This is a genomic window from Brevibacillus sp. IT-7CA2 (assembly GCF_949767855.1).
Lineage (GTDB): Bacteria > Bacillota > Bacilli > Brevibacillales > Brevibacillaceae > Brevibacillus.
The window spans coordinates 153,818-169,309 of the sequence record NZ_CATKQT010000011.1 but is presented as its reverse complement, the minus strand read 5'-3'; the positions used below and the strand labels follow the sequence as shown (position 1 = coordinate 169,309).

8 protein-coding genes are annotated in these 15,492 nt (G+C 46.7%); all 8 read left to right on the top strand.

Annotation, left to right across the window (positions count from 1 at the left end):
* Nucleotides 1-10 precede the first annotated feature (10 nt).
* Nucleotides 11-4,735 (top strand): amino acid adenylation domain-containing protein, encoded by a 4,725-nt coding sequence (locus tag ACM6JA_RS07210; RefSeq protein ID WP_414851771.1) that lies wholly within the window; start codon nt 11-13, stop codon nt 4,733-4,735.
* Between the two features lie 137 nt (nt 4,736-4,872).
* Nucleotides 4,873-6,150, top strand: coding sequence for an MFS transporter (locus ACM6JA_RS07205; RefSeq protein WP_414851770.1), 1,278 nt, complete (start codon nt 4,873-4,875; stop codon nt 6,148-6,150).
* 90 nt (nt 6,151-6,240) lie between these two features.
* Nucleotides 6,241-7,446: an efflux RND transporter periplasmic adaptor subunit gene (locus ACM6JA_RS07200; protein WP_414852228.1), complete on the top strand. Its 1,206-nt coding sequence runs from the start codon at nt 6,241-6,243 to the stop codon at nt 7,444-7,446.
* Between the two features lie 3 nt (nt 7,447-7,449).
* Nucleotides 7,450-10,491, top strand: a complete 3,042-nt coding sequence (locus ACM6JA_RS07195) for an efflux RND transporter permease subunit (RefSeq protein ID WP_414851769.1) — start codon at nt 7,450-7,452, stop codon at nt 10,489-10,491.
* 151 nt (nt 10,492-10,642) lie between these two features.
* Nucleotides 10,643-11,074, top strand: a complete 432-nt coding sequence (locus tag ACM6JA_RS07190; protein WP_414851768.1) for a hypothetical protein — start codon at nt 10,643-10,645, stop codon at nt 11,072-11,074.
* Between the two features lie 130 nt (nt 11,075-11,204).
* Nucleotides 11,205-11,672 carry a MarR family transcriptional regulator gene (locus ACM6JA_RS07185; RefSeq protein ID WP_007728001.1) on the top strand — a complete coding sequence of 156 codons (468 nt, stop codon included), beginning with the start codon at nt 11,205-11,207 and terminating at the stop codon, nt 11,670-11,672.
* Between the two features lie 88 nt (nt 11,673-11,760).
* Nucleotides 11,761-12,945, top strand: coding sequence for an MFS transporter (locus ACM6JA_RS07180; protein ID WP_414851767.1), 1,185 nt, complete (start codon nt 11,761-11,763; stop codon nt 12,943-12,945).
* 79 nt (nt 12,946-13,024) lie between these two features.
* Nucleotides 13,025-15,427, top strand: coding sequence for an AAA family ATPase (locus ACM6JA_RS07175; protein ID WP_414851766.1), 2,403 nt, complete (start codon nt 13,025-13,027; stop codon nt 15,425-15,427).
* The last annotated feature ends 65 nt before the right edge of the window (nt 15,428-15,492 follow it).

The following is a 15,492-nucleotide window of genomic DNA, read 5'->3' as shown; positions in this document are numbered from 1 at the left end:
GTGATGAGGTTTGAATGGTGTTCAGATAAAAAATATATACCGCTTGACACCTATGCAAGAAGGCATGCTGTATCACTTTATCCTTCATCCTGAATCAGAGGTTCACTTCGAACAAACGGTGATTACGATGGAGGAGTCGTTGCGGCTTGATCTCCTTGATCAGAGCTTTCACGACCTCGTCGGAAGATTCGATATCCTGCGAACAGTCTTTCACTATAAAGAAAGTAAAAAGCCTCTACAAATCGTGTTAAAGCAAAGAGAAGCAGCTATTCAGATTGAGGACATCTCTGACCTGACTCAGGATGAACAAGAAGCATTTGTGGAGCAATTTCTTGTAAGGGATCGGAGCAAGAGATTTGATCTGGAGAAAGATCTGTTGTTTCGGATTACCGTTATGAAATTGAGTGAATCAAAATTCAAGATGGTGTGGAGCTTCCACCATATTATTATGGATGGCTGGTGCTTGGGGATTGTCGCAAAAGACTTTTTCCATATCTATCGCTCTTATCTTCAAAACAAGAAGGCTGAGCTAGCTCCACCGTATTCATTCAGTAGCTATGTCACTTGGCTTGGCAAGCAAAACAAACAAGAGGGACTCTCGTTCTGGCGAGATAGCTTGGACGGGTTTGATCAGCAATCTCCGTTACCGGTTGAATATATTTCAACCGGTAAAGGGTACCAACGAGAATCGATTGTGTTTCGCATTGATCAGGAAACGACTGCGCGTTTGGAGCAGATAGCGAGATCAAATGATGTGACACTGAGCATCGTCTTTCATTCCCTCTGGGGATTGTTGCTGCAACGATACAATTATGCCAATGATGTTGTCTTCGGATCAGTCGTTTCGGGACGTCCGTCTGAGCTGGTTGGCGTGGAAGAAATGGTTGGATTGTTTGTCAATACGATTCCAATGCGAATTCGCAGTGAAGGCAAACAGACGTTTTCGGAGCTGCTTCGGCAGGTGCAACAGTTCTCCACAGCCACAAGCAGCTACCAATACTTGTCTCTGGCCGATATTCAGTCCGAAACCGCATTAAAACAAAACCTGATTCAGCATCTCATGGTCTTTGAAAACTATCCATTGACGGAGGAGGCATTCGACGAAGATGGAAAAGGCGGTTTATTCGGAATCACGGATGTCCAAGGATATGAGCAAACCAGCTACGACTTCAACTTGTGCATTATTCCTGGAAAGGAATTAGAAATTCACTTTATTTATAATGCACTTGCTTACAGCGATGCCTACCTGCAAAGAGTGCAAGCGCACTTGAATCAGTTGATTCAAAGTGTCGTCCGCAATCCCGACCAGCCGCTTGCAAAAATGCAAATGGTCACGGACGAGGAGCAGGCTCTCATTCTGCAACAATGGAATGACACGGAGATGCTGGTTGATCAAACGCTAACCATTGACCAGCTATTTAAGGAACAAGTCAAAAAGGGACCGCATCACATTGCCGTGGTCGATCAGGAAGGCACCTACACGTATCAGGAATTAGATGACAAATCCGATGCGCTGGCCCACGTGCTGCGTGAGAAAGGGGTACAACCAGGGAGCATTGTTGCTGTAATGGTGGAGCGCTCTACTGCTTACAGCCTCGCCATCTTGGCCGTTTTAAAAGCGGGCGGTGCCTTTCTCCCAATCAGTACCGACCATCCGAGTGAACGGATCAGCTATATGATCGAAGATAGCGGGGCCAGCATTGTTTTGGTCCATGATCCGACTGTAGCGTATGCAGAGCGTATTCTCCCAGCAGCAACGTTGATCAATCTTAATGATAGGAGCGTATACAACGGCGTTACATCTGATGTACAGACCCTTCATCTCTCCAGTGACCTGGCCTATGTCATTTATACATCCGGGTCAACGGGGAAGCCCAAGGGGGTAAGACTGCACCACGTCGGAATCGCCAACCTCCAACAGTTTTTCATCAACGATCTCGGTATCACCCAAAAGGACAAGGTGTTGCAGTTTGCCAGCATCTCCTTTGATGCCTCTGTCTGGGAGTTTACGATGGGGGTATTGACAGGGGCGAGATTGGTTATTGTTTCAAAGGATGTCGTACTCGATCCGCAAGCTTTTAGTGAGTATATGCTGCGGCATGAAGTAACAGTTGCGACACTTCCGCCTACCTTTGTGACGTATTTGGAGCCGGAAAATTTCCCGAAATTGAAAACGTTAATCACCGCAGGTTCCGCAGCAAACTGGGAGCTTGTCCATAAATGGAGCGCGCATTGCCGATACATCAATGCATACGGTCCAACCGAAACAACCATTTGTGCAACGACTTGGACGTATGAAGGGCAAGAGAGGCTGCCGCAGCAAGTGCCAATCGGAAAGCCTATTGCCAACACAAAAGTATACGTGTTAGATGCGCATGGTCATTTGCAGCCTCAGGGAATTCCTGGTGAGTTGGCAATCGCGGGTATTAGTGTCGCTGATGGCTACATCAATCGCGAGGAGTTGACGAACGAGAAATTTGTGGCAGATCCTTTTATTTCCGGTTCGAGGCTCTACAAGACGGGAGATATGGTGAAATGGCTTGCGGATGGAAGTCTGGAATATTTGGGGCGAATGGACAACCAGGTTAAGATTCGTGGTTTTCGTATCGAGCTTGATGAGGTTGAAAACGTGATCCTATCCCAGGCAGGAGTGAAGGAAGCGGTCGTGTTGGCCCAAAAAGAGCAGGGAGGAGATGCCTGCCTGATCGCTTATCTGGTCTGGGAGCAGCCTGAGTGGAACAGAGATTTGCGTCAGGAGCTTTTGGCCACCCTTCCGACCTATATGGTACCAACGTATATTCACGTCCTTGAGAGAATGCCTGTAACACCGAATGGAAAAATAGATCGAAAAGCATTGCCTGAGCCTGTCATGATCCGGGAGGCGAGTAAGCAACTGAATCCACCTGTTACAGAGCAGGAGATTAGGCTGGCGGAAATCTGGAAAGAAGTGCTCGATCTACAGGAAATCAGTGTGGATGACCATTTTTATGATCTGGGCGGGCATTCTATCAAAGCGATCCAACTGGTAGCGCGACTTCATAAAGAAGGCATTGAAGTGAAGATTCAAACGATCTTCCAATACGATACAGTCAGAGCGCTAGCAGGATATTTAGATACAGTAAACCGGATTCGCACCACAAAAGCGCAAGATAAAAAAGAGCTGGAAACCTTGATCTACGCTCATTTTCAAGTGCGAAGCAACTATGTAGAGGTGCCGTTCGGCAGCAAGCAACGAGCTGTTCTTTACGTGGAGGAAAATGCGCGGGACAAGCACCAAGAAATACTGTCCTTATTGCGTAGGTCTTGTGATCCTGTTATTCAGCCGCACGCCATTCAATATCTGGATCTCTCGCAAAAAGCATGGGAAAAAGAGAGGAATCATTTCCAAGAGGCTACACTTGATGAGAAGGAAACTCTGTCATGGCAGGAGCGGCTCGTCAACGACCTCGATCAGAAGCTCCTTCGTTATTCGGAGGCAATCGTCAATCAGCAGACTTTTATCAGACAGCCGCTGTCACCTTCACAGCGCTATCATGTACAGGAAAAGGACATTTCTGGAACAGTGATTCGCTTTGAGCGGATGATCGATCCTAAGACGCTGGAAAAGGCCTTTCTTGACGTCTTAGAGCGACATCATTTACTGCGATGCACGTTGGCTTTTGAGGAAGAAGAGCCGTATTGGAAAGAATATCCTTGCCCTCGTGAAATTGCGCTCCCTGTTGTTGATGTATCGGGTGATTCGGATGACAGAAAAGAAGCGGTGCACCATCTTTTGCTGAGCGAATATTTTTACAAGCAGCATGATTCGATCGGATCTTTGTCATACAAAGTGATCTTGCTGAAAGAGAGCGAGAAAGAGTACTCGTTCATATTCCCGGCATCGCATCTCATTTTTGATTTGATCAGCAGTGAAGTTCTGCAAAACGATATGAACCTGTATTACGAAGCGTTGGAAAATGGTACAGACCTCTCGGAACATGATCGGCATACGTATTGGGACTTTGTCCGGCAAATTACTAGAGGTCCAGTCGGAATCGAAGATCAGCAGCTCATGGAGGAATTTGATCTTCACGCATTTGAAAATAGTCTTCAGTCCATAGAAAGACAGCTCGAATCTTCATCCGCTTTGGACGGCTACACGATTGTTACCTGCGAAGTGGATATGGACAACCCGCAGGAGACAGAAAATGCGCGGATTCCGATTGCTCTTTTAGCCAGATTTTGCGAAAGAAGTTATGGAGTCCACAAGGCTCCCGTCTTCCTCATGAACTTTGGCCGATCCTTTATGGGGAACCATTACTTCGATGTGCTTGGTGAGTGCATCGATCATATTCCGCTTCATATTGATCCGACGTGGAGTCTGAATGAGTTGGAAACGCATGTGAAGGTTCGGATGGATCTCGCAAAGGAGAGGAACATCCATTTCACCTATCTCGTGCAAAATCCTGACGTAACGGAAAACTATCCTCTTTCCCATCACTCACTCATCCGATCCATGCAGATGACACCTATTATTTGCAACTTTCTGGGTGAGCAGAACAAGAGTCAACCAAGTGAATACGATCACCTGTTTATAAAAGGCAAGAAGCGTATTCTCTTTGAGGCTTCCTATACATCCATGGGCAAAATGACTATTTTTATGGCGTTGCCATATCGCGAGGATGAAAGGAAGTTGCGAGTGATCTTGGAAGAAGAAGCGAAAAAATTGATAGGGATGCCTCTAGTCATACGCTAAGAGTCGCATTGGCATCGTATTGGAAATCGGCAGATGGATTCCGCTCTATTCCGGGGCTAATTGTCCGTGGGGTGTAGCGGGATCATCTTGCCGAAATAAATCGTCACCTAGAGGGATTACTATTCAGGGAGGTTAAGATGGGCAACCAATCATACGGATTAAATATTTTTCTCTTTTCTTTTACTCGTTTCATTACAGAATTAGGTAGCGGTGTCTACAAATTTGCTCTTGCCCTGTACATTGCGGATGTGACGGGTTCTTCCGCTGCATTTGCAACTGTTTTGGGCTTTTCGTACTTGCCAGGGGTGCTGATTAATATTTTTGCAGGCGCCTATATTGATAGACACAACAAGAAAACAATCATGGTTGTCACCGAGCTGCTAAGTGGTGCGCTCGTTCTCTTGTTTTTACTGTTTTTCCTTCAGTTTCCCACGAATCTATGGCTGTTTGTCGGATACGCCTTCTTGATCAGTACCATTCAGGCTTTTACGTATCTCGCTTTGCAAGCATCCATTCCTGAGCTGGTAGACGAAGAAAGAGTAGGAAGTATGAATTCTATTTATCAAGCGATCAGTGCCATTCTCAATGTAGCGGGTCCTTTGGTAGGGGCGGTTGCCTATGGGTTAGTCGGGATGGAAATGATTTTGCTGATTGATGGCCTTTCTTTTATCGGAGCAGGGATCATGCAGATGTTCCTCCGTTTCCGCAAGACCGAGGTTGTACAGGAGACAACGCAAAGCTATACAGAAACAATCAAGGAAGTCTTCCAATATATCCGTGAACAGGTCGTCATCAAGTACTTGTTCCTGATTTTCCTTGTGCTCAACTTTATTTTCCCTCCGCTCATGTATGTAGGGCTGCTGCATATTGCCTATCGAGTTGAAAAAGTATCGATGGAGCAATTCTCCTTTATTCAGTCCTCCTGGTTTATCGGGATCATTATCGGAGCGGCTATTGTCTCTATGAAAAAGGTGAGCAAATACGTTGAGAATAAAATCTTCCTTTTGATTCAATTGCAAGGGCTTCTCTTGCTGACGTGGGTATTTCCGATTTTTGTTCCGGAAACGAGTAACGCCTCTTGGATCATTACTGGCGTATTTGTCTCGATTTTATTAGTCTCAGCAATTTTCAACTCCATGGGGAACATCCCGATCTTTACCTTTGTTCAATTGAACACGCCTGAGCATTTGCGTGCCAGCATGTTTGGAGTGGTCGGTACTTTTACCGGAGTGGCCGTACCGTTTGGGATCTGGCTGTACGGTATTTTACTGGAGGCCGTGCACTGGACGTATCTCGTGTTGGCTTCGGGTGCCATCATTTTCGTGATCGCCTTGATCGCTCATCTGAACAAGCAAGTGAGTCAATACTTTAAGAAAAAAGAAGAACAGGTGGTTGCTACCGACAAGTCTGCTTGAGCAAGGTCATGATAACGAGAGAGAGAATATGATGTCAGCTTCATTCAAAAAGACAATGACAAAACTACTGGAGGACTCTACGTGAAGAGTATGCACTACGTCGTTTTGACCGTTGTACTGATGTTCATCACGGGGTGTGGAGTGGAAACGAAAGAGGAAACGGAGCAAACCAAACAAAAGATCGTGCAAGTGCACACCGTAAAACAGACGGATTCCTTGCCGATACCACTTACTGCTTTCGTTGAATACAAACAGGAGAGCCATTTAGCCTTTGGAGCTTCTGGTACGATTGAACGAATGAACGTAACAAAAGGGGCAAAGGTGACACAGGGCCAGGTATTAAGCTCATTAAATACGAACTATTATCAAAAAGGGCTGGAAGCGGCACAAAGCCAAGTTCAAAGCGCATCTGCGTTGCGTTCAAAAACGTTGCAAGGAGCAAGTGCCGATCTCATCAGCAAACAACGCTTGGCAGTAAACAGCCAGGAAAAGCGCATGAAGGATGCGCAACGAAAATGGGAGACAGCCCAGGAGCTGTTCAAGGGCGGCGCGATTTCGCAGAGTGAGCTGGACAGTGCACAGTCGGAAAAAGAGCAAAACGAGATTTCGCTACAAGAGGCGCGCATTACGTTGGATAAGTTGCTAAAGGGTGCGGAAGTCAACGAGATTGCTAGTGCAGATGCCGATTTGAAACAAGCGGCCAGTGAAGTAGAGCTCGCAAAGAAAACCCTTCAAGAAACGCAACTCGTCGCGCCATTTAGCGGTACGGTCATCGATGTGACCCAAAAGGCAGGTAGTCTTGCCCAGCCAGGTGAAAGTATCATTCACCTGGTTGATAGCTCGGAAGTGAAGCTGAAGGTCGATGTCCCATTGGATGTGATGGAAAACTACAAGCAAGGGGACACGGTACCTGTGGCAGTGGAGGGAAAGGGCAAAAGTAAAGGGACCATTACATTTATCTCGCCTGTACTTAACCAGGAAACGGGAAAGTATCTTGTAGAGATAGCTGTTTCCAATAAAGACAACGTGTTGATCGAGGGGATGGTCGCGACTGTAGAGATGGCACGCAAAGTGAACGGAATGCTCGTTCCCGTCCAAAGCGTGGGCATTAAGGAAACACAGCGCTTCGTCATGGTTGTCGAGAATGGTGTAATCAAGAGACGCGACGTGGAAGTGGGACAAATTTTTGGAAATAACGTCGAGATTCTATCGGGCCTTCAGTCAGGTAATCAAATCCTAATCTCCGGCATAACGTACTACGCCGAAGGAGAAGTCGTTACGGTGAAAGGGGAGTAACCGATGGACAAGGTCATTCTCTTTTTGCTGAAACGAAAAGTGATCCTTTATTTGTGCACATTCCTCATCGTGCTTACCGGAATCGGTGCTCTCTTTTCCTTCAACGTGGAGCTTGTACCGAAAACGAATTTGCCTTGGATTGAAGTGAATATTTCAGGAGGAGCGCTCCCCCCTGAAGAGATGGTGGAAAAGGTCACGAAAAAAATAGAGCAGGAATTGAAATCTGTGGCTGGGATTAAAAGTTTCTCATCGAAAACAGGGACGGGGTTTTCTGGCATCTCGATCCTTGCAGAAGATGGGGAAGGTGAAAAGGTCAAGCAAGAGACACAAAATATTGTGAATCGGCTGCGCAACGAGTTTCCCAAAGTAGTAGATACCGTAACAGTCACTCAAACGAATTTGGGTGATGAGGACTTAATCGACTACGCAATGGTGGGTGCTGATACACAGACCATGCTCACCTTGCTGAAGACGACCATTAAGGATCGAATAGAATCCGTCCCGGGTGTGAAGGAAGTGGTCGTATCTGAGGACGGTTTTGAAAATAAGGTTGCGATAACATTTCGTCCTGAACGGCTTACTGCCTATCGAACGACAGCAGCGGATGTGGTTGGTCAGCTACAGGGTGCCAATTGGAAAAAAGCCGTGGGCATATTGGAAAATCCCGGGTTCGACACCGTTGTGATGATTGACAACAGCTTAAAAAATGTAGAAGAGTTCAAAGCCATTTTGATCAAGACACCCAAGGGCAAGGTTGCACTCGAACAATTGGCAACGGTGAGTGATTTGCGCGGAAGCGTGAAGGACGCTATTTCCATGACAGAAGGAAACCTCTTTGTGCAAATCAGTGTAAAGCGCGCTGCGGGGAGTGACCTGATCACTACACAGAAGAAAGTCGAAGAAGTTGTGAGGCAAATTAATGATGAGGCGGGCGGAAACTACGAGCTGAGAGTCATGTTTGAATCCGTCTCCTTCATTAAAAAAGCGATCACCAATTTGAGTCGCGATGTTGTCATCGGGGGAATATTGGCAATCCTCGTACTCTGGGTATTCCTGCGAAATTGGCGTGTGACGATGGTCATTGCAACGACGCTGCCTCTTTCTATCCTGATGACTTTCATCGCTTTGAAAGCTGCCGGATACAACATTGACATGGTGGTATTGATATCACTGAGTTTGTCAATCGGATTGATTGTTGATGCCGCGATCGTTGTTCTGGAGAGTATTTATCATTTGAGAGAAAAGGGAATGCAGCTGAAACAGGCCATCGTTCAGGGCTCAAAAGAAGTCATAGCACCTGTTTTTGCTTCCCAATTAACCTTGATTATTGTGTTTTTACCGCTTGTGGTCGCGGATTTTGAACAGTGGCTGAAGCCTATTCTTCATACCATTGCGTTTACCGTTACGTCTACCATTCTTGCGTCTACGATTGCAGCTTTTCTGTTTGTTCCGATTTTTTCCGAGCGTTTTCTTCAACATGATAAACAGTTGCAGACCCGTAGTGAAAAAGGGAAAAATCGGGTTGCTTCTCTCTTTCAGCGATTACTGTTGTTAACCCTTCGTCATCGAATTCTCACATTGCTGGTGGCTCTTGCGGTGTTTGTAGGGGCCTTGAGCCTCTTCCCATTGATTAAAATAGGAAATGGCTTGAATGCCAATGAGAATCAAATTTTTGCCACGCTGACGATGCCTGATGGCACTAGCTTGGATCAGGCGCGAACAGCGGCAGTTGATGCGGAAAAAGCTTTGAGAGAGTTGTCCGATGTGAATCAAGTCTTCTTTACAGCAAAGAAAGAGACAGTCGAATTAAATATTACGTTAGTTACCAAGTCGCAACGAACGCAAGAGAAAGAAGAATTTATGCAAGAAGTAAACGGTCGCTTGAATGCGATTGACGGTGTGGAACAAACGAGTATGACATTTGGATTCTCAGGTAAATCGGCACCCATTGAGTTGCAGATCGCGGGCGAAGATTTGGAGGTTTCCCGGTCGATTTCCACAAAGATAGAAGAAATGCTGGGGAGCATCCCTGGTGTAGTCAATATTCGGAATGACTTTGAAAGAGGGAAGGAAAAAGTAACGCTGACACCGAATCAGGAGGCAATGTCTCAATTGCAGGTTGACTCAGATTCATTGGACAGCCAAATCAGCGTGCTGCTTGGGGAGCAGCCCCTTTCCACAATCAGTCAAAATGGTATCGAAACCTCGATTGTTGCCAGATTTCCAGAGACATGGGTGACACATCCTGACCAACTCCAGCAGATTATGATACGAACAGAAACAGGCTCACAGGTGCCGTTACACGAGCTGGTCGATTTCCATTTCAGCAAATCTCCGATTACGATCAAACATGAAAAAGGAGAACAAATCATCACGGTATCAGCAGAACTGTTGGGCACGGATATGGGTACGGTGGGCAGACAAATAAATGAGAAGCTGGGTACAGTGGAATTGCCCGCTGGTTACAAGATCGAGATCGCTGGCGATTTGAAGGAACAGAATAACACCTTTACACAAGGAATTATCGTCCTGGTAGCGGTCGTCTCCCTCATCTATGTGATTATGGTGGCACAGTTTGGGAGGTTATCTCAGCCGTTTATTATTATGCTGTCGTTGCCTATGGCCTTGGTGGGAGTCATTCTCGGATTCGTAGTCACGCAGCGAACCTTTGGTGAGATGGCGATGATTGGGCTCGTCATGCTGGTAGGAATTGTTGTTTCCAATGCGATTCTGTTAATTGACAGAATCAATCTGCTCCGCTCACGAGGGATGGGGTTGGAAGAAGCGATTGTACAGGGTACGCGCGATCGTGTTCGTCCGGTGATTATGACCAAGTTGACGGCGATACTCGGTATGCTGCCGATGGGACTCGCTGTTGCGGAAGGTGCGGAACTAGAAGCGCCGCTTGCTACAGGAGTAATTGCGGGATTGATTTTTCACACGCTCGTAACGCTTGTATTGGTTCCCGTGCTTTATTCGATCTTTGAGGGACTTCGTGAAAAGAGATTAGCACGAAAAAAAGCGCATCGAATTGCTGATTTGTAAAAAGGGAAACGGGGCACGGCGCTGTCGCACAGCGTTGTGCCTCTAACAACTTTATAGAGCGAATAACTTTACGACAGGTGAATCTGTCAAGGGTTCAACACAAAGGAGGAGCAATCATGAGCATAAAAGTAGGCACTATTGGCTGGAAAACATGTCTTGTGTGGGTACGGCTTCTTTTAGCTGGAGCTACTACGGTGAAGAGGACAATAGTACGATTCTCTACGGCGAGCGTGGGATCATGAAGATTTTTGCTGATCCAGACCCTTTTGATTATCGAAGCGGCCTTGGAGTCAGCTGCAACGGGAAAAACGATTTCTTTGCAACAAAATATTGGATGATTGCCTTGTTGCTTGGTCACACTAAGGTGGGAGGTGTAACCATGGAACGAACTATTCAGGTCAATGGTGAGGATTATCATTTCGAGTCAACGTATGATGGGGATTCACAGTATAATGTACAAGTACGATGCGGCAAGAAAGTGGTATCGAGTTTCAAAATCTCGGCCGGATCGGAAAGTGAAGTGTTTGAGGCTGCTCGTGCTCATTTCAGTGCGGACAAGGAATTGGGCAATCTAAATGGATAGAGAATGGTCTCGGAACGCAGCTTGCGAATGCAGGGCTGCGGTTTTTTCTTGTGCAAAAGGAAATCTCATGATAAGGTTATTTTGTTTCCGCGGAAACAAAAGTTGAAATAGATGAGGAGCTGATGCTGCATTGGACCCTAAAAAGAAGATTTGGAATCGATGGATTACCTTCCTACATAAACAGGAGGAGCGCAGCAAGCTACGTGAAGAAATGCTATTGCGTCAGATCAGAATCAGCGTACCTGATTACGATAAAGTTGGAAGGTTATCCGTAACAGAGCTCCACGTCCTTCAAGAGGTAGGGGGAAAAGATCGAGTCAATGTTACGACAATTGCACAGCATATTGGGGTAACAAAGAGTGCGATATCCAAAATAACAGTCAAACTTTTGAAGAAAGGATTACTCGAGCGCTATCAACTCGAAGACAATCAGAAGGAAGTTTTTTTTCGACTGACATCAGTAGGAGAAATGGTAAACGAGATTCACGAACACTACCATCAACGCCTTGCGAACGACATGTACCGATTCTTGGATAGGTATACTCCCGCTGAATTGGCATTTTTGGATGAGGTTATTAGAGAAGCAACAGAAGATTAGGGGAAACATACAATTTGGTGTTCATTAATTTTTTTTGTAAAAATTGTTTCCAAGGACACAATACTAACGAGATAAGAGGAGAGCAACCATGAGTCCAAAAAAAGTACTGTACCTACTTGGGGTAACGCTTATGCTAGGTATGTTCGCGCAAAATTTGTTCATGCCTATTTTACCAGCCATGCAAAAAGAGTTTCAGACGAGTGCAACCATGATTAACTGGACGGTTTCAATCTTTACCGTCATGCTCGCGATTATGCAAATCATCTACGGACCATTTATCGATCGGTTCGGCCGAAAACGTGTCATGATACCTGCCCTGATCCTATTTACGATCGCGTCAATTGGATGCTATCTGGTCGATTCTATTTATGGGCTACTATTTTTCCGGGCTTTACAAGGGGCGGGGTTTGCTGCCATTCCGATCGTAGCCGCAACGATCATTGGAGACATATTTACAGGAATCCAACGTGCATCTGCGATGGGTACTTATCAGATGCTGCTTGCGCTCAGTCCGGCACTTGGTCCACTGTTAGGTGGCTGGATTGGCGGCATCGGCGGACATTCTGCGGTCTTTTTGTTTTTGGCGATCTGTGCAGTCTTTCTCGTCGGCATCAATGCTATATGGTTACCCGAAACGAAAAAGGCTCAAGCTACATCATCAGGCGGTTTTACACTAGGCTCTTTCCGTAATATTTTGCTCCACCCGGTCGGTGCATCTGTCATTTTGATCGGTTTTAGCCAAATGTATGCCTATTATTGCTTCCTGCTGTTTCTCCCTGTCCAATTGACGAACCATTACGCAGTCTCCGTTGAAATAATTGGATTGGTTTTCTTGCTCGTGTCAGTCGTCTTTATTATCAGTAGCAAGCTGTCTGCTGTATTGCAAAATCGATGGGGGGCACGTAAAACATTACTGGTGACGACCGGCTCAAATGCTTTGGCGATGTTTCTTTTTATGACTGCGGCTGATGTTTCTTTTCTTCTGCTTGTGGTAACAAGTACGCTGTTTGCCTTAACCTTAGGTGTAGGTATGCCTGCACACACGATTTTGCTATCCGAAGTATTTGAAGCAGAGCGTGCAACGTCCATTGGTGTGTACAATTTTATCCGCTATTCGGGGATGGCTGCAGGTCCAGTTGTGGGTGCGATGCTGTTGGAATGGGGAGGGGTCTGGCTTGAATTTGGTATGGCCGGTATCCTCATTGCTTTGGCGACCTTATTCGCAATTCAAAAGGTGAAAAGAACCGCAGCGAACATCCAGGGGGAGTTCTAATGTTCGGACAGACTTTTCATGTTCGGCTAAATATGCTACAACAGGGATGAAACAATGGAGCGGGAGGAGCAATCAAAAGATGCAGCATCAAGAAGAACGGGACCCGAGGGTACTGATTGCAGGTTTTAGCGAAAATCCGTCCAGCATCCTGTCACTATCCGAAGGCGAATGCCTAACATTCCTGCAAATGCTCGAACAGTATCGTCAAGAACATCCAGGCGAAGAGCTTGATTTGATGGAAGCGATGGTGTTGACGCGGATGTCTGCTTTGCGGATGCACAAAACAGGAGGCCATACGCTTGCAGCTGAATGGGTAGATCGTGCGCTTCAACTAGCCCCTGATTATCGCTACGCTGGAGAAGTTAAGCTCGAGCTGTACTTTTCACAATTGCGATCCCATGCCTTTCTCACTGAATTCAAGTCCGTGCGTGAAACGGATAACGTCGTCATGCGCAGGAGAACAGTTGAGGTGCTGGAAGAGCAGGCAACCAATGAGTTGGCTGAAATTACGAAGTGGCGCTCTCTTGCGAAGGAGACGCTACAAGCAGCGCAAAAGTGGAACGATTCGGAGGCGGAAGCTACGGCTGCTGGCCTCGTGCTGTTATACACGGAACGACAAAATTTATTAGTACAATTGCAAGAACGTGTTCAAGCGTATGGAGCGTCTTTATCCGGGGTTTTTTACTCCAGTGAAATGCTCATCCAATTGCAAGAGACGATTCGCGCTTTAACTAACCAGCAAGAACAAAAAGAAAAGCTCCTGCCGCAAAGACGTGAAGTCGTAGAAGATAGTGATCAATTACCACAGCAGGAACTGACCGCCTTAGAGCAATTGGAGCGGTTGATCGGCTTGGACGAGATCAAACATCGGGTTCGGCAGTTGGCGCAATTTCTGCAGTATCGCCAGCTGCGCGAAGAAAAGGGCTGGCATATGAAAGACCAGCTCCCTCTTCATCTCGTGCTGATGGGGAACCCAGGAACGGGGAAGACGACATTGGCTCGCTTGATCGCCAAGCTGTATCAGGAGCTCGGGTTGTTGGCAAAAGGACAGCTCATCGAGGTGGATCGTTCTCAGTTGGTCGGCGCTTACGTGGGACAGACAGAGCAGCGCGTCATGGAAGCGATCAAGCAGGCAGACGGTGGAGTCCTATTTATCGATGAAGCATACAGCTTGAAGCGCCCAGATAGCTCCGGTAGTGATTACGGGCAAGTGGCGATTGACACACTTGTATCCGCTATGACGAGCGGTGAGTATGCAGGACGCTTCGTGGTGATGCTGGCGGGCTATCCCGAAGAAATGCGTCATTTTTTGTACGCCAACCCTGGGCTGAATAGCCGTTTTCCGGAGACGGGCCACTTTTTACTGCCGGACTATCAGGCGGACGAACTGGTGCATATCGCAGAAGAAGTAGCCGGACGGAACGATTTTACTCTGACAGAGGCGGCAAAAGTTACGCTGCGCCAGCGCATTGAAAAAGTGCAAGTAGACGAGACGTTTGGCAATGCACGGGCAGTCACCAATATCGTGCTCGATGCGATTTTTGCCAAAGGACGCGAGACAGACGGTAAGGAACTGAAATGGGATGACTTTACGATTCTGAAACCCGAGGATGTCCGTGGCTTCGATCCGCCGCAAAAAGAAAGGAATGCGGAAGCTCGACTGCAAGCGTTGATTGGTCTTGCTCAAGTGAAAACGGAGTTGAAAAAAATCGCGGCGTATGTGTCCGTTCAGAAAGAACGCGCAGCAAGAGGCCTGCCGAAAAGTCCGATTGAGCTGCATGCCGTCTTTACAGGAAATCCAGGCACAGGGAAGACGACGGTTGCCCAGCTATATGCGCAGATTTTGCAAGAAATCGGCTATTTGAAACGCGGTCATCTTGTTACGGCGAGTAGAGCCGACTTGGTCGCGGGGTATGTCGGTCAGACCGCAGCGCTTACTCGCAGAAAAGTTCGAGAAGCTTTGGGTGGCGTCTTGTTTATCGATGAAGCGTATTCGCTGCTCGGCGGGGGAGAGCGGGATTTTGGGCAGGAAGCGGTTGACACACTCGTAGAAGAGATGACCAAACACGAAGAGAATCTGGTCGTGGTCCTCGCAGGCTACCCACTCGAAATGAATTCATTATTAATGAGCAATCCCGGACTCTTGTCACGGTTTAAAAAATATATTGCATTCCCCGACTACAGTGTGAAGGAACTCGTGCACATTCTTGAACAGGCTGCATGTGACGTTGAATATGCCATTGAGAAGAACGTGCTGGAAATGATCGCGCAGTCTTTGGATAAAGTAGTTAGTGATCATCGATTGAATGGCAACGGTCGTTTTAGCCATAACCTGTTGCAAGAGGCGATTCAAAACCAGGCCGTGCGACTGATGGATCTTCCGAAGCAGGAATGGAATCAGGAAATGCTGATGCAGTTGGCATGGGCTGATTTTCAACCGCTATTACAGTGGACGGTAGAAGAGGATGGGACAAAAAATTAGCTTTTGTCCCATGTCTATGCCTTCTTACTCTTTTGACAATTCACCCTTTCTCTTATAATGGATAG